The organism is Ruegeria sp. H3 (assembly GCF_056533095.1).
Map to the genome: position 1 here is coordinate 204,909 of NZ_JBQFOD010000005.1, position 22,754 is coordinate 227,662.

At 53.3% G+C, this 22,754-nt stretch carries 16 protein-coding genes and 1 pseudogene; 3 read left to right on the plus strand and 14 right to left on the minus strand.

Features of this window, described 5'->3' with window-relative positions; translation table 11 throughout:
* Positions 1-45 precede the first annotated feature (45 nt).
* The 4 genes from ACR0JE_RS08655 to ACR0JE_RS08670 form a co-directional block, all read right to left on the minus strand.
* Positions 46-1,131, minus strand: coding sequence for a DUF1513 domain-containing protein (locus tag ACR0JE_RS08655; protein WP_480863898.1), 1,086 nt, complete (start codon positions 1,129-1,131; stop codon positions 46-48).
* A 4-nt stretch (positions 1,132-1,135) separates the two neighbouring features.
* Positions 1,136-2,146 (minus strand): imelysin family protein, encoded by a 1,011-nt coding sequence (locus ACR0JE_RS08660; protein WP_480863899.1) that lies wholly within the window; start codon positions 2,144-2,146, stop codon positions 1,136-1,138.
* A 3-nt stretch (positions 2,147-2,149) separates the two neighbouring features.
* Positions 2,150-3,766, minus strand: a complete 1,617-nt coding sequence (locus ACR0JE_RS08665) for a di-heme oxidoreductase family protein (RefSeq protein WP_480545046.1) — start codon at positions 3,764-3,766, stop codon at positions 2,150-2,152.
* A gap of 200 nt (positions 3,767-3,966) precedes the next feature.
* Positions 3,967-5,238 carry an imelysin family protein gene (locus ACR0JE_RS08670; RefSeq protein WP_480863900.1) on the minus strand — a complete coding sequence of 424 codons (1,272 nt, stop codon included), beginning with the start codon at positions 5,236-5,238 and terminating at the stop codon, positions 3,967-3,969.
* 253 nt (positions 5,239-5,491) lie between these two features.
* Between ACR0JE_RS08670 and ACR0JE_RS08675 the strand changes: the two genes are divergently transcribed.
* A complete protein-coding gene (locus ACR0JE_RS08675) occupies positions 5,492-6,046 on the plus strand; it encodes a ZrgA family zinc uptake protein (protein ID WP_480545048.1) in 555 nt (184 codons plus the stop codon).
* Between the two features lie 195 nt (positions 6,047-6,241).
* Positions 6,242-6,973 carry a hypothetical protein gene (locus ACR0JE_RS08680; protein WP_480863901.1) on the plus strand — a complete coding sequence of 244 codons (732 nt, stop codon included), beginning with the start codon at positions 6,242-6,244 and terminating at the stop codon, positions 6,971-6,973.
* A gap of 34 nt (positions 6,974-7,007) precedes the next feature.
* Here the strand turns inward: ACR0JE_RS08680 and ACR0JE_RS08685 are convergent.
* The 3 genes and pseudogenes from ACR0JE_RS08685 to ACR0JE_RS08695 form a co-directional block, all read right to left on the minus strand.
* Positions 7,008-7,418: pseudogene (locus ACR0JE_RS08685) on the minus strand (integrase core domain-containing protein); the annotation flags it as partial.
* Positions 7,419-7,430: 12 nt separating this feature from the next.
* Positions 7,431-7,778 carry an IS3 family transposase gene (locus ACR0JE_RS08690; protein ID WP_480863902.1) on the minus strand — a complete coding sequence of 116 codons (348 nt, stop codon included), beginning with the start codon at positions 7,776-7,778 and terminating at the stop codon, positions 7,431-7,433.
* Between the two features lie 97 nt (positions 7,779-7,875).
* Entirely contained in the window at positions 7,876-8,148 is a 273-nt protein-coding gene (locus ACR0JE_RS08695; protein WP_480863903.1) for a transposase, read from the minus strand.
* Between the two features lie 111 nt (positions 8,149-8,259).
* Between ACR0JE_RS08695 and ACR0JE_RS08700 the strand changes: the two genes are divergently transcribed.
* Entirely contained in the window at positions 8,260-8,544 is a 285-nt protein-coding gene (locus ACR0JE_RS08700; protein ID WP_480863904.1) for a metal ABC transporter solute-binding protein, Zn/Mn family, read from the plus strand.
* A 124-nt stretch (positions 8,545-8,668) separates the two neighbouring features.
* On the opposite strand, the gene ACR0JE_RS08705 is transcribed toward ACR0JE_RS08700, so the two are convergent.
* The 7 genes from ACR0JE_RS08705 to ACR0JE_RS08735 form a co-directional block, all read right to left on the minus strand.
* Positions 8,669-12,535, minus strand: coding sequence for an amino acid adenylation domain-containing protein (locus ACR0JE_RS08705; RefSeq protein WP_480863905.1), 3,867 nt, complete (start codon positions 12,533-12,535; stop codon positions 8,669-8,671).
* Positions 12,498-16,607: an amino acid adenylation domain-containing protein gene (locus ACR0JE_RS08710; protein ID WP_480863906.1), complete on the minus strand. Its 4,110-nt coding sequence runs from the start codon at positions 16,605-16,607 to the stop codon at positions 12,498-12,500. The genes ACR0JE_RS08705 and ACR0JE_RS08710 overlap by 38 nt, the downstream gene beginning before the upstream one ends.
* Before the next feature lie 13 nt (positions 16,608-16,620).
* A complete protein-coding gene (locus ACR0JE_RS08715) occupies positions 16,621-16,884 on the minus strand; it encodes an acyl carrier protein (protein ID WP_480863907.1) in 264 nt (87 codons plus the stop codon).
* Positions 16,865-18,451, minus strand: a complete 1,587-nt coding sequence (locus ACR0JE_RS08720; RefSeq protein WP_480863908.1) for an amino acid adenylation domain-containing protein — start codon at positions 18,449-18,451, stop codon at positions 16,865-16,867. Before ACR0JE_RS08720 ends, ACR0JE_RS08715 begins: the two co-directional genes overlap by 20 nt.
* Positions 18,382-19,605, minus strand: a complete 1,224-nt coding sequence (locus ACR0JE_RS08725) for a HupE/UreJ family protein (RefSeq protein ID WP_480863909.1) — start codon at positions 19,603-19,605, stop codon at positions 18,382-18,384. The genes ACR0JE_RS08720 and ACR0JE_RS08725 overlap by 70 nt, the downstream gene beginning before the upstream one ends.
* Entirely contained in the window at positions 19,595-20,773 is a 1,179-nt protein-coding gene (locus tag ACR0JE_RS08730) for an acyl-CoA dehydrogenase family protein (RefSeq protein WP_480863910.1), read from the minus strand. The genes ACR0JE_RS08725 and ACR0JE_RS08730 overlap by 11 nt, the downstream gene beginning before the upstream one ends.
* 128 nt (positions 20,774-20,901) lie before the next feature.
* Positions 20,902-22,233, minus strand: a complete 1,332-nt coding sequence (locus ACR0JE_RS08735; protein WP_480863911.1) for a glycosyltransferase — start codon at positions 22,231-22,233, stop codon at positions 20,902-20,904.
* Between the last annotated feature and the right edge of the window lie 521 nt (positions 22,234-22,754).

Sequence of the window (22,754 nt, forward strand, 5' to 3'; positions counted from 1 at the left end):
TTTGATTCTTCCAAGTGTAAACTATGTGAAGGGGATTGCCGAATTTCACGCGAAGGTACGGATCGGGATCAGATGGTTGTCCCATTGGCAATCCGAACGTGAAAGAATCTTCTGGTCCGCTTGGTTTAATGCGCCAAATAGCCCGGTTCCAGTTGTGAAGATCAATCCATCGGGGCCCGCGCCAAGCCCGCAAACGTCTTGCAGTGCTGAGGCATCCACGAAATTGGCGGACTGCACATCGAACCGGTGCAGCGCATTGCCGCGCGGGCAGGTGATGGCGATGGTTGCGCCATCGGTCGAGAAGGCAACGCTGCCTGCATAACCGTTTAGATGGCGTTGGTTTACAGCTGGGGCGGACAGCAAGACCGGGTCTTGGCCCATTCGGTGCAGACCCAGAAGTGGCGGATGCTCGGTCCGGCTGCCTTGCCACTGCATAGCAAATCCGACCAGCCCATCGCCGCGTACGGCCAGATGCCGGATCGAATTCTTGTGCAATGCGCTGGGCAACTCCATCTGCTCTACCAGCCCGCCCGTTAGGGTCACATAGCTGAGGTTCGGGCGCATCACTGGCAGATTCAGCTTGGTGCGACCGGTCTCGGGGCGGGTTTCAATGCCGCCATTGGCAATCACGAGGGTCTGCCCATCTGGCATCAAGCGTATGTCGTGAGGGCCAATGCCACCTGATGAGAACTCGCCGAGTCGTTCGAAGGTTTTTGTATCCCAGACACTGATGCGGCCTTCTCCGGTTTCGAAGTTGTTTTCGGTTGCGAAGAACTTGGAACCATCTGCTGAGAACGTGCCATGCCCATAGAAATGATGGCCTTCAGGCGCCTGAAGCCGGATCCGTTCTGTACCACCGGCGCAATCGATCACGATAGCAAAGGTTCCGGGACGGCGCGCGAAGGCCACGGCCAGCGGTTCCGTCGGATGGGCGGCGGCGGCGTGACCGCGGGCAGGTAGGGGCACGTCGAACAGGATATCGCCTTCGGCGCTCAGACCCGCCAATCGGAATGACCCATCCGGGAACAGCCCTGCCGCCAGATAGTCTGGTGCACCTGCCGCGGCCCATCCACGGATCGGGGCGATGCTGGCGGCGGCGAGACCGGCGAGGAAATGCCTGCGACTGGTCAAGGACTTAGTCTCCGTCCAATGAGTTGAAGCCGGCGCTGATGCCCAGCGTCGGGCCAAGCTCAGTCGCTGCAATCTGGCGAATATCATTGATCGACTGTTGCAGCGCTTCGATCCGAAAGCGGCCTTGAGGGTCCGCAACACCGGCCAGCGCCGGGTGGTCGATAGACCGAGCACTTTCGATCGCGCGGTTAAAAGCTGTTTCCAGATCGGCGGCGATTTCCGGGTGTTCGGCAGACAGGCGCGCCGCAAGATCGCGCGTGGAGACAAGTGAAAGCTCAACATGGCGCAAGGATCGTTCGGAACGGCGCGCCTCGGCCCGTTTGGGGCGTGGTCGGTCATATGTACCCAGCGGACGGCCCAAGCGTGTCTCGGATGTGAACTGCAGCCCGCTCGACAATGCCTTGAACAATTCCTGCAAGGCCTCATCTTGCGTGCGATAGAGGCCATCTGCCCCTGGTTGCGTCAGTTCAGGCGCATAGGTTTGCCAGTCGGCCACCATAGCATCGGCATTTGCATCAATATCAGCGCTGATCGCCTGGATCAGAGTGCATCGATATGCAGCGCTGCCTTGCTGGGCAAACTCAAGGTCATATAGCATCCGTTCCAGTGCAAAGAACCCGCGCCCGGCGATCGAGGTTTCGGCATAGGCATCAGGTGAGGCGACGGCGCTATCTTCGAATGCAATGTGTTTTGATAGGGCCTTGGGCGTAAAGCCCTTGGTGTCCGGCCAGAAAGCCATCGCAAAGGCGCGATCATCGGTTTCGGTAGGCCCAAATCGTAGGTGGCTGGCCGATATCCACGCGTCGAATGCGGTGCCGTAAGCGGCCCGAAGGTCTTGCGATTCTGGGGCACAATCCTGCTGCGCGGTCGCATTCAGAGCTTCTGTTGCTTCGGCAAGCATAGTGAAGCGTGGCAGGATGTGGTTTTCGGTCACGTCGATCAGCGTGGGCGTGTGGTTCTGCGCCGCTGCGGACAACGGAAAAACCAAGGCTGCGATCAGGGCGAGTTTATGCATGTGTCACAGGCTCTCCAAAAAACGGATAAGGGCATCCCGGTCGGATTTGGGCATAGAAACGACCTGGTCTCGGGCCCCCTGCGCTTCGCCGCCATGCCAAAGGATGGCCTCTAGCAAATTGCGCGCGCGGCCATCGTGAAGGAATTCTGTATGGCCCGAGACACGCTTGGTCAGGCCAATACCCCACAACGGGGGCGTCCGCCACTCGCGGCCTGTTGCGCGCGCTTCGGGGCGATTGTCGGCCAGACCTTCGCCCATGTCATGCAGCAGGAGGTCGGTGTAAGGCCAGATCAGCTGAAAGCTGTGTTCTTCGCGGTCTTCCAGACGGTGGGTCACATGGGACGGCGAGTGGCACGAAACGCATCCCGAGCTATGAAACACTTCTTTTCCGCGCAATACCTCTGGGTCATCTACATCACGACGACCGGGTACGCCTAGGTTACGGCTGTAGAAAGCCACTAGATCCATCCCAACCTGATCAATCTCGAAACCTCTGTGGTCATCATCGCCATGGGGGGCTTGCACGCAATCGATCTGCGTATCGGTGCAATCCCCAAAAGGCGTAGGGAACAGAGGGCTGGCGATGCCAATATCGCCCGCAAAGGCCGCTGCAGATTGTTCCATGACGGTTGGCATCCCGGCCTTATGGCCAAACCGTCCCATCATCGGCGCGTCATATTCCGCAGACCAAACGATGTTCGGGCGGCCTGATATCCCATCCCCATCCGTGTCGTCCGGATCGGCCTTGGCCAGCAGGTCGGCGACCGGGATCGCCTCCAGCAATCCTAGGCCGATCATCTGCGGCGCCACGCGAGGGCTAAGCATGGCATCCGGGTGCAAAGGGCCATAGCCCAGATCGGCGGCTTGGTAGGTTGGGCTGCGCAGTGACGCAGTTTCGCCCTCTGAGAGGGTGATGGGAACCTCTTCATATGTGATATCCAGCCGGTATTCTGCCGGATGTCCCGCCATTGCGAAGTCCTGCATCTGACCGCCATAGGTAGGCTCAGGCAAGGTGGCGATGTAGTCCGCGATCTCGGCATAGCCGTCTTCCGCCGCGCCGGGGATGGAAACCCGCAGAAACATCGAAATCGCGGTGTCATCCGGCCCGTTCGGTGTATGCCCGCGCCCGTCCTTGATATGACAGCGCTGGCAAGAGCGTGCGTTGTAGAGCGGCCCCAAACCATCCGAGGCGAGCGTCGAGGATGGTGATGAAACCCAGATTTTCCTGAACAACCCGTTTCCGACTTTGAAGTCCAGCTCCTGTTCAAAGCTCAGATTGCGCGAAGGCTGGGAAAATGCGTCGGCATCATTGCGCACACGGACGGTCGCCGCCCCTCCGGGCAGGTCTTCAAAGCGTTGCGGAGCGAAAAAGTCCAGCGGTGGCGCAGTAACTTTGGAAATGCGATCCTGTTCTTCGGCGGTGCGAGGAATGACGTTCAGGTGCAGATCTTGCAGCTGGTTTGGCACTGCGGGGGTGGCGACAAGTGTGCAGAACGTCAGCACGATAACGGTGTACGCCTTTGCCCAATTCTGCGGTATTGAGCTATGCATAGATGGCTGTGCTGTGCCGCTCAGGCAGATCAGCTGGCGTTTCCAAAGCATCGATGTGACTTTCTTCATCAGCGATCAATTGTTTGATCAGCACCTTACAGATGGGTTCGATTGCGTTCGTCCGCCAATTGCATATCCGTCTATAAGGGTCTTGTGGTGATCTCATTTGGTCGCAGCGTAGGGTTCGAGATCAAGATCAACGACTGGGTATATATCAGCGCCAACTTGACCAGAGACGCATCTTTGCGTCTCTGGTCCCAGGGTTAAGCTTATTGGAAAACCGCGTCCGGGTTGTCCAGGCTGTCCGATCCTTCGAATTCAACATTCTCCAACTCAAGCGCGGTAACGATACGTTCGATCGTTTTGGTCTGGTCAATCAGGCCGTTCACACCCCCCATGATCAATGCTTCGCCACCGGCATTGCCGCGTTCCAACATCTGGTCATAGGCGAACCCGGCTTCGGCGGTGGATTTCATCACGCCCAGGGCAAGCATGGTATTCGCCAGTTTGGCTTTCATCTCGGTATCCAGCGCAGGGTCGGTTGCGATGACCAGATCGGACAATGACGCACCATTGACCGGGGTGCCATCAATCCGGGTGTAGCTGCCCAGATAGACGTTCTGGATGCCAACGCCGTTGTAGTAGTGGTCGTTATGTGTGTTGTCGGCAAAACAGGAATGCTCTTCTTCCGGGTCGTTCAGCATTACGCCAAGACGCATCCGCTCACCTGCGGTTTCGCCATAAGACAGCGACCCCATGCCTGTCAGGATCGCACTGATACCCGCGTCTTCGTTCTGGGTCAGTGCAGCACGGGCTTCACCATCTTCGGCCCATTGTGCAGTTATCCATTCCAGATCGCTAACCAACAAGTCTGTTGCGGCGCTCAGATACTGGGCACGACGGTCGCAGTTTCCGTTGGTACATTCGTCCGCTTGTGCAAAGTCAGTCCAAGGGCGGTTGCCAGCGCCGCCGCCGTGGCCGTTCAGGTCCTGACCCCACAGCAAGAATTCGACCGCATGGTAGCCGGTTGCTACATTGGCTTCGATCCCATCCGCTTCGTGCAGGATTTCTGCCAGCAGTTCAGGTGTGATTTCAGAGGCATCAATCACATTGCCAGACAGCTCAAAGCTGGGGTTGGCGATGACGTTCAGAGCGGCAAACTCATTCTCATCACTCGGGCCACCGTAGGACGCGTCAACATAGTCGATCAGACCTTCATCCAACGGCCAGGCGTTCACCTTGCCCTCCCAGTCATCGACGATGGCATTGCCGAAACGGTAAACCTCGCTTTGCTGATAAGGTACGCGCGCGGCAAGCCAGGCGGCACGGGCCGCATTCAGGGTGGCATCCGATGGCTCAGCGATCAGAGCGTTCACGGCCGCTTGCAGTGACTTGGCAGCGATCAGGCTATCGTCATACTTGGCTTCAGCAATATTCGCGTAGGTGTTCAGGACATCTGCTTTTACAGGCGCATCGGCGGCCGATGCGGTGGTTGCGGCGCAGAAGGCTAGGGCGCTGGCAGTGGCAATAGACTTGGACATGTGGTTTGATCTTTCCTGTCAATAAAGGGCGGTGCGGGCTGAGTGGCCACACTGTTTTTTACACCCAAAAAGTTGAGTGAATGAGTCGGAAATGTCAACCTGAGTTTTATTGTCGGATATACGCTCACGTATGGGCAAACTGCCGCACATCCCCATATCTGGCGATACTTGCCGTAGCGACCTGCGTTGCGCACCTTGCGATTCGGGCTAAACTCGGCGTTGTGATTCTATTTTTGGTGGTACGTGGTTGATGATGCGCCTGTTTCTTTTCTTGTCTTTGTTGTCGACGGGCGTGATGGCCCATGCAACACAGCAAGACTACCAGCACAAACATGGCACTGGGCAGTTGAGCATGGTGTTCTCAGGGGCGGAATTCTCACTGTCACTAACCGTGCCCAGCGCGGATATTGTCGGGTTTGAAAGCCAAGCAGAGACAGATGAGGATCGCGCTAAGGTTGCGGTCGCGATTTCGGATTTATCTAAGCCATTGGAGTTATTTGTCCTTGCCGAAGATGCGGGCTGTTTTACCGCATCGGCCAATGTGGCGCTGACATCAGAGGGGATCGTTGATCAAACGCAGGTTGTTGAATCCAGCAATGAGCCGGATGAAGATGCCGAACATTCTGAGTTTCGAGCTGATTATGTAATCCAATGTCAGGACATCGCAGCGCTGACGACCATCGAGTTTGCCTATTTCAGCCGCTTTGAACGTGCTCAAAGCCTTGAGATCAGCATTGCCCTGCCCGATAGCTCGCATGAGTTTGAGGTAACGCGCGCGACTCCATTGATCGATTTGACCGGTCTTTAGAAACATTAATGGATATATGCTGGCCATTGTTCGCAATTGGTTATCGCTTGGGGTCTTTATCAGTCGCTCACAAATAAGTTTTTGCCCGGTAGAGTTTGGCTTTTCAGACCGTCGCGCGGTGTAGACTAGGGTTCTGACATGAAGGTGGTTATTCATCAGGGTTTTCACAAAACGGGAACCAGAACCTTTCAATCGATGCTTTTCAGAAACCGGGAGCTTCTGAAAAAACGCGTTAACATCCTTCTGCCGCGCGATCTGAAAGAGGCCGGGTTTTCGGCGCGCAGATACGCCGTGCTGCCGCAGGACCGAGTGCTCCAGGGCTTTCGCACGAAGCTGCGCGCGGCGCTTGAACCCTTTGTAGATCAGGAAGACAAACCCCTGCTGATCAGTAGCGAAGAATTCGCAGGCATGATCCCGGGGCGGAAGAATGTCTGGTCATACACAAAAACACATGTCCTTGCTCAGGTTCTCTTGGAAGAAGTGCAGCTGTTCGCCGGCGGCAAAGCCCGCGTGACCTTTTTCTACACAACCAGAAACCCGTCTGACTGGATCAAAAGTGTTTATTGGCAAAACATTCAATCCAACAGAATTCTGGAGCACCTTTCAGACTATACCCAACAGCTCAAACCTGCGTCCGATCTGGATGCAGTTGTGAGCAGGGTTGAACAGACGGTTTCTGCGCAAGCGCATGTCTTATGGATCAATGTCTCAGACACTGACGACCGATTCCTGGCACTTACAAAGGTGCTGTCCGTAATAAATGTGCGGTCGGATGATCTGATTCCTGTCAAGAATGCGAATGTCCAACCCTCTGGGGCTGCTGCGTATTTCCTTGAGCTCAACCGGTCAGGTTTAGGCGATGAAGAGGTTCAGATCGAAAAACGGGCTTATCTGGATGGTTTGAAGACACGTAAGGTACGTAGATAGCGGCATAATCGCGCAACCGTGTATGGAAATCTGTCTAGCCCCCAGTTTCAGTACCAGTGATTTGGCGTTTCTCTAATAAGGTTACGGGCATTGGTGGGCGCATACCAAGGGCATGATGCGGCCGGATCTTGTTGTATTGTCTGAGCCAGGTATTGATAGCGACCTGGGCTTGCTTTGTGCTGTGGAACCATTCGGCGTCGAGGACTTCGCGACGGAGTGTTCCGTTGAAGCGTTCGTTGTAGCCGTTTTCCCAAGGGTTGCCTGGATAGATTTGCATCGGCTGGATACCGACCCGTCTGAGCCAGTCGTGAAGCGGCGCGGCAATGAACTCCGGACCGTTGTCTGAGCGAATAAACTCTGGCTTACCATGCTTCATCAGCAGCCGGTGTAGCACATCAAGTACATCGCCTGCGTTCATCCGCAGGCGCACGTTCGCGCAGAGCGCCCCACGGGAGTATTAATCGAGCACTGTGAGCATCTTATAGGGCCGTCCGTTGCTCAGCCTGTCATGCACGAAGTCGATCGCCCAGACGTGGTTGGGATGCGTTGGCCGCAACCGGATGACCGAACTATCTTTATGATAGTGCCGCCGTCGCTTCTTGTGGCGATGGGGTAGTTGTAGTCCTTCTTCGCCCCATAATCGTTCGATCTTCTTATGATTAACCTGCCAACCTTCTATCCGCAAAAGCGCTGTTACTTTCCGGTATCCATAGCGCCCATATTGTTTGGCCAGTCGGATCATCGCCAAGCGCAACGCGTCGTCATTCTGAGGTTTGGCCTGATATCGCAGGCTGGACCGTGCCACACCAATCACCGCACAAGTCCGGCGCTCGGACGTATCCAGCTTTTGGCGAGCGTGAATAGCCGCCTGACGAAGTTGCTCCCGCGTCAGGCCTTCGGTTTTAATGATCCAGGCTCTCCTTCAGGATCAGCTTGTCGAGCTGCAGATCGACGACGATCTTATTCAGCCGCTCATTCTCTTTCTGCAGCGCCCGCATCTCGGACAACTGCGGCCGACCCATTCCACCAAACTTTTTGCGCCAGTAGTAATAGGTCTTGTCTGAGACCCCCGCCTTCCGACACGCACTCACAACGTCCAAGCCATCACGCAAATGAACGTCAATCTCGCGCAACAACCTCAAAGCATCCGCATCCGAATACCGCTTCCGAGCCATCCATCATCCCTCCTGTGACACCAAAAATAGAGGTACAGTTTTACGGGGCTAAGACACGCTGATGACGTCGAAGTCCAGCTTACCGACCTGCGGGAAGGAGGGCTCAAGGCGTTGGATCAAAAAGCCCAAGCAGCGCTCGCGGGTGTTTCGGACACCGTGTTGATCGCGAGGCACCCAAGGTACCAGTATTTTGGTCGTGCCTACGATCTTTCGATCAAATCGCTTGAATGGGAAGCTGGCGAAGCCCCCAGCGATGCACGACTGGCAGAGCTTCAAGCGCTCAGAAAACAGACAAGTGCGAACATTATCATTTGGGAGGCTGCCCCTCCGGCCTCGGCGATCACGGCTGTTGATGAGATCGGATTAAAAAGTGTAGTGTTCCCAACGCTCGCTTAACGGCCTGCCGAAGGAACGTTCGCAGAGATATATGAAAACGCGCTTTCTTCGCTTTCTGACGCGATCACAAATTCTGGGAACTGATATAGAACCGGCGAGCTACGTCGCGACAGTTGAACCTTATCTAACTTGTTCTGGCTTGCGCCAGTGCGATGATACTGGCCAGAATTTTTCGCCGTGATTTTGCCTCACGAACCACTTGCCTATGCGGCATCGATAAATGAAAGAGCTTTTTGTTCCGAAGATGCGTGTCCAGAACGTCGCCCGGGGTCAGCGAAGGGTTTCCCTGTGTTAGAAAAACATGCGTGGGCACATCAATTTGTGGGACACGAAACTCGTTTATTGCAAGGTCATAAACAAGCGATACCGCGTCGATCTGCGCCTCGCTACTATGCCCCGGATCAGCCAACGCCTCTTTCATCAGGGGGATTTGATGCCTTGCTTTACGGCGATGTTTCAGCGCGCGGAACTTGTACCTCCACCTTTTGTACGTCTTAAAAAAAAGCGGTTGTAGATCGGGTTTTGACCCGATCATTTTGTACGGGGGATCAAGGACTACGAGCCCGGCAATCTGGTCAGGGCCAAGCTGCCTGACAATCTCCATCGTCAAAGCGCAACCCGCGGAAAAGGCGCAGAACACGACCGGGCGACTAGGTATTTGATCAATGAATGAGTCGATCGCTTCCTTGGCCAGTTCTGCCATCGGTTGATCAAAGGGAACGGACCGGCCAGGCAATCGATGGCTGGGTACAAGGATGACAGTGCGATCTGGGGTAACCTCTTTAACCACTTCGCGATAAAAAAGCGTCGGGCAGTGGATAAGAATGACCGGGGTTTCTTTGCCGCCTATGTTTGCCACTTGAACAGTCTTGGATTTTGGTCGTTTTTTTTGCGCTCGTTCTTTCAGTTTCTGTACGCGTTTTGAAAGCTGCGCGACCGTTGGAAAAGAGAACAAATCAGTCGGCTCGAACTCAATTCCACGTTCTTTAGCCTTGACATGGATCGAGAGAGTCATGAGGCTGTCGCCGCCCAAATCAAAGAAGTTCGCTTTGAGAGAGCCACATGGTTTGCCCAATACGTCAGAAAACAAATCGGCAATTCGTCTCTCAAGATCGTCCAGAGTTTGGTCCGATGCTTTCAATGGCGCCTTTTGACTGAGACGATTCAGCAAATCCTTGTTGTCGATCTTTCCATTGGGAAGGTGTGGAAAGGACTTGATGCCCCTGATGGCCTTTGGTTGAAACGGGGCGGGCAGGGTTGAGGCAAGATGTTCTCTGACCTTGCTACACAGTTCGCTGTCTGGATCACACTCCAACGCAAGTATAATTGCAGGGGTGCCTACCTGATCTTTTACCAGAGCGACAAGTCGTATTTGGCCACAAACGGCGCGCGCCGCTGCTTCAATTTCGGTTAAATCGATGCGGTGTCCACGAATTTTGATCTGCTTGTCTTTTCGACCAAGGAATATCAGGTTTCCGGATGCGTCGGATGTTCCAAGGTCGCCCGTGCGATAGGCCCTAGGGCCATCAGAACCGAATCGGAAGAAGCGTTTTTGGGTTTGTTTGGAGTTGTTCAAATAACCCCGGGCAACAGTAGCGCCAGCAACCACGATTTCCCCAATTGTACCGGGCGCAACTTCACAATCGTCATTGTCAACGACACCAACCCAGCTTGATGGAATAGCGCGACCAATCGGGACCGTTCCTGCCCCGGAATACTCGGTGGTATCAAAGGATGTGCACCAAACAGTGCCCTCCGTCGGGCCGTATTCGTTGACCAGTCGGCACTGCGGAAGTTGATCGTGACAAATTTCGATCAAACTGGGCATCAGAGGCTCACCTGCGGCGATCATCATTTGCAGGCTTTGTAGGTCACGACTGGGAATGACCGACAACAGATTCAAAGCAAGGCTGGGTAAACAGAGGGTGTGTGTAATCCGGTGCTGTGCAATCAATGCGCCCAGCTTCTTCGGTTCTTGCTCGACCCGCGTTGGTGCGATCACAAGATGCCCACCGGTTGCTAGCGTCCAGTAGATACCGGCCACTGAGCTGTCGAATGCGAGTGAGGACAAAAGCAGGTACGCCTCGGGCGGACCTCCATGCACATCATCCCGAGCGGCTGTCGAATGTGCCAGCCCGTCATGGGTGATCTCGACGCCTTTGGGCGTGTTTTGAGATCCAGATGTAAACATGATGTATGCGAGCTCGCCGGTTTCGACCTGGTCAGTGCCGATTGCCAAACTCTGCTCATCCATCAAGATCAATTGTGATGACGTTTTCGGCAAGCGAGAGCCGTCGTCTGTGGTGGTTACGGCGAACCTGGGTTGGACAGTGTCGAACACCTGCGCAATACGATGGGCCGGATAATTCAGGTCCAATGGCACATAGGCCGCTCCGGTCATCATTATTCCCAGGAACGCGACGATAGCATCTATTCCTCTGGCAGTTGCCACTGGGATGATGTCCGATTCTGACACCCCGCACGCGATTAGAGCACCAGCGAGCTGCCGAGATTTTAGCGATAATTCGCTATAGCTTAATGACCCGTTTGCGTCTGACAGGGCTAGCGCATCCGGTGCCTTTTGAGCCTGCGCCAGAAACCTCTTAACAACGTTTTGCGGATCGTTTGTCAGTGGATGTTTGATCTGGGGCGTACAAGGTTGGCGCAGTTCTGCGATCGTCGCTTCGGGGTTTGCGACCATTGAAGAAAGAATTTCTTTGTAGGACGAAATGTATCCGCTTATCGCATCCTCGGTCATCCTAGCGGGATCATAGTAGATCTGGGCCTTAAACTGGTCATGCGGAGTCACCAGCAGCGCCAAAGGATAGTCACTGTGTTGAACGGTCGTCAGGTCCGTGATCTGGATTTCACCAAAATCCATGCCCTCAAGAGAAACGCCCTCATTAACAAAAAGACAATCGAACAACCGAGTGCCCGCCGACAACGACGCACAGGATTGCACTTCTGCAAGTGAAGCAAATTCGTGCTTGCGAAGTTCTATTTGGTCTCGGGCGTAGTCTTGCAGGTAGCTTTCGATGCTCGACGATGGGTCTATTTGCACGCGTATGGGCAGAGTGTTTACGAAAGCGCCTATGGCATTAGAGATTGAAGGAATTTCAGCGGGTCGGCCCGCCATGGTGTTCCCAAAAACAACATCATCCCGTTGCAGGATGCGCCTGAGCATCAACGCCCACGCGGCCGACAGGATGGTATTTGTCGTTATGCGCTGCCGCACGGCCAAGTCTTCGACTTGCGCTAAAAGGTTCACTCCAAGCAATTGAGAATGCGAATGCTGGTCTGTTTCGCCACCCGTATCAGAAACCGCAGGCAATAGACTTGGTTCTTCCAGGTTCGCAAAATACGCCATCCAATAGTCTCGGTCCGTCAGCTGTTTCTGCTTTCGCAGCCAAACAAGAAAGGACTTGAAGTTTGGCGGTTTTGATCCCGTAGAGCTGACGTTTTGGTAGTGATTAAATACATCTTCAAACAAAGGTTGCGTTGACCAGCCATCGCTGATCAGGTGATGGATCGTCCATACCAAACGCCACGAACTTTCGGCCACTCTGATCAAAGTGGCCGCCATCAACGGTGGGGCCTTCAGGTCGAATACGCGGGTCTGTTCTGATTGAACCAAGACTGACAAACGTTCGTCGATGTCCGAGGCATCGCTCCAATCCAGCTCTGACCACGGCAGGGAAACAGTGTCTTCAATGACCTGAACGGGCTGTTTGACGTCTTGCCAGACAAATCCTGCGCGCAGCGCGTCACGTGTGTTTATGACGGTTTGCATTGCGTGTTTCAGACGCTCGGGTTCCAGCGGACCGTTTATCGCGCAAGTGATGACAGCAACATACTGGCCCTTCACACCGCTGCCACCAACGACCTGAAACAGCATCCCTTTTTGCGCCGCGGTCAGTGGCAGGATGTCGGATATTCCCTTTGGATATGCCATTTCAGCCCAACGCTCGTGTGATACTGGCGAGGTCGTCATCATCCAAATCGATCAGCGTAAGGTCTTCATCTTCCGCTGTGGCCTCGGTTGGCAAATCTTCTGCATAAGATGCCAAAGCCTTGAGCGTTCGAAACTCAAGCAATGCGGTGGCGGGCAACGCAACGCCTTTTTCATTGGCCTTCATGGCGATCTCGATAGCTGCCAGACTATCCACACCAAGGTCAAAGAAATCGTCGTTTGCGCCAATTCTGCTGATCTTTAACGCGCTGCACATGAGGTCTGAAAGACGAAGCTCCATCGGGGTATTTGGAGCAACGAAGTCGGGTGCGAAACCCCGTTTGGACACTGTGGTCGGTAGCTTTTTGTGATCGACTTTGCCGTTGGCCGTCAGGGGAATGTCGTCCACAATGACGACCTTATCCGGCATCATTTCACGCTGCAGGTTGGCCCTCAGCGCTTCCCAGACATCCTGCTCGGCAACATCCGCGCCAACGACATAAGCGATCAGGTTGGGCGCGCGCGCAATCGGTTCATCAAACCCGATCTGCGCGAGTATTTCAGAAACGCGGTTTTCATCGATATCGTCGTTCAGTTCATCAATCGCCTGCGCGCGTGTCTTGTGCCCCATACGCACATCCCAGGAATAGGGAAGCGCGTAGTTGTGGTACCCCTCACGAACCTTGTGCATCAGAATGCCTGCATCGTTTATCAGGCAGTTTGTAGACCTGCCCGTATCGCTGGGCCGAACCCATGCTGTGCGGGTCTCAAGGAAGGAATACACGTCCGATACCGGAACATCGATAAAGCGATAAATGTCCAGAACTTCGATTTGCTCCAGAAACTGACCGTCTTTCAGATCGTCTGTTTCAAGCAATCTCGAAAGTTCGTCATCTTCCGCGTGGTAGTTTGTTCGGGCCGCCCTCACCATCTGCTCAAGCTGCGAACAGGTTGGCTTGGCGTTTTTGAACAGATCAGGTGTCAGCCGGGTTTCGAAGAACTGCCCCCGTGACAGCCCGGTGACCACCAGTGGCACCCCTTCTGAAAGTGCTGTTCTGAAAGCCAGCGTGTACAAAGCTTTGAAGCAGCCCTGACATACATTGGAATGGTGTTTGAGGCTGTCGACAAAGATCTGGTTCATTTTGTCGGTACTCAGATACCGATGGTCCCACCCCAAATCCGCCGTCACGCGTTGAATATTGGCCTTTGCCTGATCCGAGATATAGCCATTATCAAGCGTCACTGCGAGGACGCGGGATGTGTAATCGGCAAGGCGATAGGCCGCATAAGTGCTGTCTTTGCCGCCACTCAGCAGCATAACAGCTTCATAGTTCCCAGTGCGTTTCTTGGATGTCCCCGCGATGAGCTGCGCAAGTTCCGGTTCGCTTCGAAAATATGCCTGAGCGCGATCTTTGTAAGCCTCGAATTCGGCGCATACTCCACAAAGGTCAACCTCGACAAAAGATGAACCCGGAACATTGCTGGCAAGTCCGCATTCGCGGCAATGCTGAGATTCAGAGAGGTCAGGACTTGCATTATCAAATGCAACATGGACCGAGCTCACATTTCGAATTTGACGGATGGCATGTTCGATTTCGGCAACTTCAAGTCGAACACCGCCTCGTTTGATCTGTTGATCCGCGCGGCCTAAATATTCAAACTTTCCGTCCTGATAAATCCGACCGATATCACCTGTCCGGTATACGCGGCCTTGTTCGCCCTTGGGTTCGAGGACGAATTTCTCGTCCGTCATGGCCTGCGAATTTGCATAGCCTTGGGCCAAGCGCCCGCTTATGACAATTTCTCCCACCATCCCATGTGGGCAGATGTTCAAAGCTTGGTCGCGGATACTGATCGCAATTCCTGCGGCTGGCTGGCCGATTTGCACAGACGCGTCAGTATCGGCTTTGCGGTCAAAATCATGCCGCATCGCTCCGACAACGGCCTCGGTTGGTCCGTATTCATTGATGATTTTCAACTGGGGCGACAAGACATCCTGCGCTTGTCGGCACAGCGCGGATGTCAGGTTCTCTCCGCCCAATACCAGTGTTTTGATCCTCTGAACGGATTTGCCTTGCCGACAGACAAGAGACAGATGGGACGGCGTCAGTTTGACAATGTCTACCTGATCCTCTGCAAACACATCCAGCACAGCCAAATCAGGATCGGATGTTTCAGGATATATCCTGATCGACCCGCCCGTTATCAACGGAACGAACAACGAAGTCAGTGTGAGATCGAAGGAGACCGAGGTAAAAAACGGGTAATGTGCAGCGCCCCCATCACCAAACGCCTCAGAAGCCCAGTGTACATAGCGTGAAAGGTTCCCGTGATCGACGGCCACACCTTTTGGGGTTCCCGTCGAGCCCGAAGTAAACAGCACATAGGCTGTGTCTGACGGGCCTACATCAACAAAGGGTGCAATTGGTTCTGTAGAAGCCTCTGCAACGCTGAGGCTTGCGCACGAAAACGCCCGCTGGTCAGTGGCTGCCAAAAATATGGCCGACGCATCACTTTCTGAGACGATCTGTTCCGCGCGAGCAAAGGGGATGTTTGCGGCGATCGGTACAAAGCTGCATCCTGCTTTGAGTATCCCCAAGACGGCCAAAACAAATTCGACCGACCTTGGCATATGAACAGCGATCCGAGACCCAGTTGGAATTCCCACACTATGAATTTGCGCGGCAATTTGACTACTGTGCTGATCCAGCTCTAAGTAACTCGAGGTCGTTGTTGCGGTGGAAATTGCGGTTGCATTTGCGGACGTCTCGACGTGATGCGAGAACGCGTCGAGAATCGTGCGGGCGATGTTCTGATCTTCGACTTGTCCATGAACGATCGAGAGGTGTTCTGGGCTCGACGCCATATCTACTGCATTGATCTTCATGTCCGGATTCCGCACAAGCGCTTCGTAAACGCGCGCGAGTTGTGCAGAAATACTGTCGCCTGGAACAACACTCAGTATCTCGTTGTGTACGTCCAAACACAGATTGACCTCACCGGTTCCAGCAAAATCTGTCACATGCATTCGCATGGCATGGGCTGCGTCGTGCGAACCGCTATGCATCCATTGGACCGCAGCAGGCTGGCCGGCGAAATCTCCAAATTTTGCTTGAATGTAGTTCAGCACAGCGCTGATATCATCGGTGTTCTGGGACGCCAAGGCGCCTGGTCGCGCATGCCGTAAGAAGGTTCCGAGTTCTGTTTTGACCTTGTTGTGGAGCGCGTTGAGAGAATCCTCTGGGTCAATCTCGATCCGAAACGGAAGAGTTTCGACAAACAGCCCCAAAGCCTTTCGATCAGCATCGGACAGGCGATTGTGCGACGGCAAGCCGATCGAAATTTGCTCGTCTCCGGTCACTCGGTGAAGAAAGGCAAAATACCCGGTCAGGTACAACGCCATCCGCGACAGCTCGGGCGTAAACAAACGGAAGCCGGGTTTTGCTATGAGATCCTCGAACGCGGAAAATGTCCCCTTGCTGATAGGAATAGGCAGGCGTGTCGAAAGTGACGCGCGTGTTGGGCTGCTACCATAAGGAGGTGATGACGCGTTAGGTGCTATGCTCTGGGTCGAAGGGGGACCCGATTTTGCTAAGGCGGCGCTTTTGAAATAGTCCGGCGCAGGATCGATTTGATTGGTAAGTTTCTGCAGATGTGCTGAGTAGCGTTGCGAAACCTGATTAAACAACACTGTGCCGGACTGAGCGTCGCATACGATGTGATGTTGGCAAACACACCAAACCCAATGGTCGTCAGCCAGCTTTACCAACTGGTTGCGTATGGCGTCTTGCCCAAGGTCGAAAGGGGCCTGAACCCACTTTTTCATCTGCGCATCTAGTTGTTCGTTAGGGTTTTCGGTCAAGCTGTGGTCCAGCAACTCAAGGACATCGTCAGCCATTTCACCAACGGATTGAACAGGTTCGCCGTTGTGTTCGATAAATACCAGTCTCAGAACCGGGTTATGTTCAATCGTCTCACGAAGCGCTTGTTGAAAGACATCAGGCCGTACCTCGAAAAACAAGTCGAATCGCCATGCCATGTTGTAGATCGGCAAGTCAGGGTTCAGCTTGCTTCCTCTCCAAAACCGTTTTTGGCTTTCCGATAATTTGAACATCGCACCGATCCGCCTATCCTGAGTTTTTTCTCTGGGTTTCAGCATATTGGGTGATGGTGTCGATATTGGTGAAGTTCTCGACCGTCACGTCCTGAAACGGCACTTGAATGCCATAAATTTCTTCAACAAAAGTAACCAACGACATCACAGCCAACGAGTCGATCATGCCGCTTAGCAGCAAATCCTGTTGGTCGGTTATTTCACGTCCGCCAAGCAAATTTGATTGAACAAACTCCCTTACCGCCCCATGTGACGTATCAGGCTGCATGTTTTGCATGTGCGCGCTCTGTTAGATGGATGCGATCTATTTTTCCGGTCGAAGTTCTGGGCATCATGCCCAACCACTCGATAGTTTGGGGGATCGCATACTGCGGTAAAACGGATTGTATGCTGGTTTGCACGTTCGGCAGATTTTGTGCCGTGCCGCCAGTGACAAAGGCATGAATGTTCTGATCAACGACAACCACGGCCGCTTCGCTCACAATTGATGTATTCATCAGGGCCAGTTCGACTTCATCCAGTTCGACCCGAAAACCGCGAATTTTAACCTGTCTGTCCTTCCGGCCGACAAGAAGGAACTGGCCATTCTGGTCGCGGCTTACGATGTCCCCGGTTCGGTAAAACCGCCTTACACGTCCTTGGCTATCTGTCAGGTCTACGAAGGCGGTCGCTGTCTGGTCTACGTTTTGCCAATACTTCTGCATGACCTGTTCGGACGAGATCAAAAGCTCGCCTTCATCAACCTCAATTGGGTCTTCACCGATCCTGGCGACCACGCCTTTTGCCGCAATTCCAATCGGCAACGCGCTGGACCCGTCGAGGTCTGATTGACCAAATTTGGCGGTTGTGCAGTGGTTTGTTTCCGTCGGTCCGTATGCGTTCAGAAAAGTCGCGTTCGGAGTGTGCTTTGCGAACTCTTGCAGTGTGGCAGGGGGCATCGTTTCGCCTGCAAACATGACCACCCGCAGGGCCGACAAGTCTCGGTCGCTCAATGCCCCGCGTTCCACCATTTGTGTCAAGGCGAATGGAACAGAGTACCAAACAGTTATACGGCTTTGCTCAGTAAGCTTCGCAAGGCTTGCTGGTAGCTTTGCATACATTTCTGGAATGACAACTGTGCAGCCACCGACGAGAGCGGTGCTGAAGATGTCAAAGATCGACATGTCAAAATGTAAAGGCGTGTGGTTGCTAACGCGATCAGTGGGCTTCAATTCGCAGAGTTCCGCCGCCATTTGCGCGTATGCCAATGCGCTTTTATGTGTGTGTACAATCCCTTTTGGGGCTCCTGTGGATCCCGATGTCATCAGGATATAGCTGGGATCGTCCGCTTCACGTCTGGAGCTTTGTTCAAGCAGCGCTTTCTTAGACGATACATCTGGCAGCTCATGCTCCAGGTTTAATATCTTGTTGGCAGAAAACCGAGTGACAAAACCTGAAACCCTAGCAGTATCAGTGATCACGAAGCCCGGGTTAACTGTCTGGGATTGGGTGAATATCCGCTCGGGCGGTGCCAAGGGGTCAATAGGTACATAAACGGCACCGACACGCAGCACGGCATTGATGGCAGCAATCGCGTTCAGCGACTTCGCCGCGCAAATAACAACACGGTTGCCGCGTTCGACGCCTGCTATCACCAAGTGATGAGCAATCCGGTCGGCTTTGGCGTTCAGGTTCGCATAGCTGAGTTTTTCGCCCAGAAACTCGACCGCATCGCCTTTTGGGGTGGTTTCGGCGAAGTGCCTGAGTGCATCATCAAGAAACTCCGGTTTGATCATCAGTAAAGAACCCCAGCACTTGCATCGCTCAAAAGGGGTATTGATCCGACAGTTCGACCAATAAACCACGCTAAAGTGAAGATGATTGCCAAGGTCGACCCGAGCTTAAGGCCGACTACTCGATAAACAGACATGTTGCGCATTGTGAAAAAGATGGGGAACAGCAAAAGAACAAGGATGAGTTGCCCGATCTCAATCCCGATATTGAACGATCCAAGACCAAGGGTGACGCGCGCGGGATCAAGGCCAAATTGATCTAGCGCATTAGCGAAACCAAGGCCGTGGAAAAGCCCAAAAAGAGCAACAAGTTTCCACGATCCAACGGAAAAACGCGCTGACAAATTCCACAAAGCAACAACAACGATCGATACCGCAATAGCTGCGTCAACTAGCGTTCTTGAAAGGTTGATCCCTGCAAGCGTTGCCAACCACAGTGCAAAGCTGTGTGCGATTGTAAAAGCGGCCACGATCTTAGCTGTCTCGCGAACGGCTTCGCTGGCGCTCTCTACGGGAACCCAGCGACTGTTTTCTAACCGAACGAGTGCGCCAAGCAGCAGTGGAACAAGAAAGAGGACATGACCCCATCCCAGCAACATTTGCCAAACACCGCGTTCAAAAAATGTGCGTGCGATATCCTTGTTGGATTCGTCGTTCAGATACAGCTTTTTAGCGCCATCACCGAACGAGAAGATGAGCGAGATGTAAGCTTCATTCTCATCCATATTATTGCGGGTGTTGCTGCCAATGAGCGCGAAACCGCGATGCTGTGGGTCGACGTCTTCGAACATTCCCCGATATGCGAGGTCAATCGTAACAGGTGTCATGTCGACGCCCAAAACGTCAAAATGAAACTGCGCGTAAGTTCGCCCCTTCGTTCGAAAGAATGAAATGTTCTTGAACTCGATTTCATAAGGTTTGCCATTTTTTGACAGCTTAAGGCGTTCTTGAAAGTAGTCAGTAAAATCTTCTTGTTGATCGATGAGTTGCGTCTTGGTCAGCAAGTCGTTCACGGTGCTCGATTTCTGCTGAATCCGTGTCAGGTCTTTCAGAGTGATCTCGACGCGGCCACTGAGCGTGTCTTCTGTCACGTCGAAATAGACGTAACTCTCATTGGCGCGGTGCGCATGAGCAAATGAAGCCCATACAATAAAAAGAAGAAGCGATATTGCTGCACGGCAGATTGGTAGGCGTGCGCGTATTGAAATAGTCGCGCTATGGATCATCGTTTGCACCGCCCGTTGTCGAAAGTTGAGGGCGTTGAGAGAGCTCCATTTTCGCGATGATTTGACGCTGGATGTCAGAGGTCCCTGAGTAGGTAATTCCACCAGCAGCGTCACTCAGGTCGATGCTTGTAGATGCGCCTTTTAAATACCCAACGCCTCCGAAAGTTCTCATCGCATCGAGGCTCGAGGCCAGAAATGCTTCAGAAATATGGAGGTTGGTCATTGCGGCAAACTGTGTAAGCGGTTCGCCTCGATCAAAAAGGTCTGCTGCGCGCTCCAGCATCAGTTTACAGGTCTCCAATCGCACTTTCATGTCTGCCAAACGATTTGAAACTGACTGAAAATCGGCTATCGGTTGACCGAAGACCTGTCTTTTTGAAGCAAATTCAACGCATTCGGCCAGTTGCCGAGACATTGCTCCCACTTGAGACGCCAGGATAAAGCTCCTCTCCCAATCAAGTGCAGCTTGGATAATCGCCGCACCCGCCCCTTCGGGGCCAATCCTGCGCGAGGCGGGAACCCAGCAATCTTTGAACGAAAGCGGACCCATCGGAATTGAGTTGAGGCCCATTTTGTTCGGGCCGTAGTCGCAAATAAAGCCTTCATCGTCGGCGTGAACAAGAAAAACGGATACCCCCCAGCGCCCCTTTTCAGGCGCGGTTGAGGCAAAAACGATGGCGATATCGCAGATCGGGCCCATGCCAACAAAGCTCTTGTTGCCGTTCAAGACATATCCGTTGTTTGCTGGCTCGGCCCGCGTCTCTAACGCCAGCGCGTCAGACCCCGCTTTGCTTTCTGTTAATGCAAATGCACCAATCCAATCGCCAGCCATCATTGGGGGTAGGTACTTAGTTTTCTGCTCGTCACTACCAAAGAGTGAGAGCAGCTGCTGGATCGTCCAGATGTGAGAGTTTACACCCATCGCCAAACCGTTGTCTCGGCATCCTTCTCCGAATGACATCATGATTTGAACAAGGTTTGACGCGGTTCTGCGATCATCAGCAACTACGTCGGGCTGAAGCAAGCGGAAGATATCACTGCCCGCTACCTGCTTCCAAACCGTACGAAGATTTTTGCTATCGACGTCCGGGAGGGTCTGTGCGAGTTGCATAACACTGCAATTCCCCGCCTCCAGTTTTGATGTCGTATTTGGTGCCACGCGCTTCATTCGGTAATTGTTAGTAACCGAACTACGAGGCGCGGCGGTAATCGGATCACAATTTTCCTCATCGGTATGCAACTAATCAGGAGCCTTGCCGGGCCTGCAAACCCCCAATTGCACATGCCACCAGCGAATTAATGGCGTTGGGTGAGCATATCGGCCAAGTAGGCTTTCAAGTCGACACTAACACGCTCGTTTCGGCAAGCGTTCCGCATGTTGATACAGGCTTCAGAAATGCCAGGGTCATCCAGCATTTCGGCTATGTCGGATTCTATCCGCTCGGCTGGATCTTTCGTCCGTCTTGCACGGCCCAAGCCATGAAATACCGCGCGTGCGGCACCGCCTTTTTGATCGTTAACATGCGGAAATACCAGCATTGGAGTCCCCGCTTCGACGGCTTCAACCAAGCTACCTGTTCCGCCATGAAATATAAACAGATCAGAGTGTTCCAAGACCTTTTGTTGAGGCACCCATTCACAAACCTGCACATTGCTTGGCACGCTTTGCTGTGCAAGCGCATTCCAGTGCTTTCCAGCAGCGCATAGAAAACGCCATTCCGGGTGGCGGGCAGCAATGCTCCATAGTTTGGGAATCAGTAGGGCATCCGGAGCCATCATCGACCCGAATCCAACAAATATCCGTTTCTGTCCCGCTGTTGCGTTGCAAAACTCGGCGATACTGCGTTCATCCAGATCACGGTGGGGAAGGTCGACCATGATCATGGGGCCAAGATACTGCATGTATTTATAGGGCTTAGTCGGCAGGTCCAAAGCACGGGGCAATAACAAGGCGGTAGAAATTTTGTATGTCCAGGGCATCTGCCAGCAAGCGATCCGACGTATAGACTTGATTGGCACGTTTAGGCGCCGCGCAAGCTCGATTAGTGCCGTTGGATGATCTGCGCCTTGGTCACGGCGTCGATGGCGACGAATTTTTGCAACCTTTCCTAGAAGGTACTGCGTCCAAAAAAAAGCAATGCCTAATCTGCTGCCCAGTGCGCCTTGTCCCGGAAATGATCGTTTGTGGAGAGGCGGCGCTTGCAACCCCGGTGGTGACAGAAACATGCTGCTGTATTGTACAACAGGCTTACCAAGCGACAACGCGACGATAATGTGTGCGTGCATTTCGCAGTCAACAAAAATCAAATCGGGATTGTAAGCTTCTAAAGCCTCTGGCAGCGTATCGACCCCGAGCGCTGAAACGGCAGTGTTCAGCCGCTCATTCTCGGCTAATGAATTCAATTTCTTTTTGCCGGTTGGGGGCAAAAGAGGGGTTAGAGTGTGTATTTTGGGGTTTGGGATTTTGTGATGATCCAGCCCGGCAAACGACAAGAGTTCCGATGCTTTCTGGGGGGCAAAGAAACGGATGTCGTAACCATGGCGCTGTGCTTGCTTCGCGAACTGGGTGGCACTGCAGAGCGGGCTAAAAATTCCACTCGCTATGATGGCCAAACGCGGCGGCTTCACTTTGAATTATCCTTATCCGTCTCTTCTAAGAGATGACATGTCATTAAGTTGTATCTTTTCGAGCTTTGTCTTCTTTAGCTTATGAATAGGCACACACACGTTAGTTCGGGAAATTATTCACGACCGCTGTGGAGTTAAGATGATTTCGAACTTCGTCAATAGAGTTGGCGGGGGTATTCAAGTGAGAACTTATTATGATGTGGCTGGGTCTGAGTGATGGCGAATGGAATGGCCCAGATTCGCCAGCGCACAGTATGCAATGAACATCTCAGGTACGGATCTAGATGTCGTCCGTTTCTTCTTCGCCACCACATTGCACGCCACGATGATGGTCACGGTTTATAAACTTCGGCTAATTTCCAAATCCTGTAATCGGGTGCGAGTTCCGTATTTTGGTCCCTGTTTCTTATCCATAAACTTTATTGGATCGCTAGGTTCTGGACCCATTAATTTGGTTGCCGTCATCTCGGCTGCGTGATTCAAACCCCTGAGTTTCAGGGGTATAACATGAGTAATCTATT

Coding starts and splice junctions, on each gene's coding strand:
- ACR0JE_RS08680 (WP_480863901.1), top strand. CDS start 6,242: ATGCTTTTCAGAAACCGGGAGCTTCTGAAAAAACGCGTTAACATCCTT.
- ACR0JE_RS08670 (WP_480863900.1), bottom strand. CDS start 5,238: ATGTCCAAGTCTATTGCCACTGCCAGCGCCCTAGCCTTCTGCGCCGCA.
- ACR0JE_RS08705 (WP_480863905.1), bottom strand. CDS start 12,535: ATGACGACCTCGCCAGTATCACACGAGCGTTGGGCTGAAATGGCATAT.
- ACR0JE_RS08710 (WP_480863906.1), bottom strand. CDS start 16,607: ATGTTCAAATTATCGGAAAGCCAAAAACGGTTTTGGAGAGGAAGCAAG.
- ACR0JE_RS08730 (WP_480863910.1), bottom strand. CDS start 20,773: ATGAAGCGCGTGGCACCAAATACGACATCAAAACTGGAGGCGGGGAAT.
- ACR0JE_RS08675 (WP_480545048.1), top strand. CDS start 5,492: ATGCGCCTGTTTCTTTTCTTGTCTTTGTTGTCGACGGGCGTGATGGCC.
- ACR0JE_RS08715 (WP_480863907.1), bottom strand. CDS start 16,884: ATGCAAAACATGCAGCCTGATACGTCACATGGGGCGGTAAGGGAGTTT.
- ACR0JE_RS08660 (WP_480863899.1), bottom strand. CDS start 2,146: ATGCATAAACTCGCCCTGATCGCAGCCTTGGTTTTTCCGTTGTCCGCA.
- ACR0JE_RS08695 (WP_480863903.1), bottom strand. CDS start 8,148: ATGGCTCGGAAGCGGTATTCGGATGCGGATGCTTTGAGGTTGTTGCGC.
- ACR0JE_RS08725 (WP_480863909.1), bottom strand. CDS start 19,605: ATGATCCATAGCGCGACTATTTCAATACGCGCACGCCTACCAATCTGC.
- ACR0JE_RS08665 (WP_480545046.1), bottom strand. CDS start 3,766: ATGAAGAAAGTCACATCGATGCTTTGGAAACGCCAGCTGATCTGCCTG.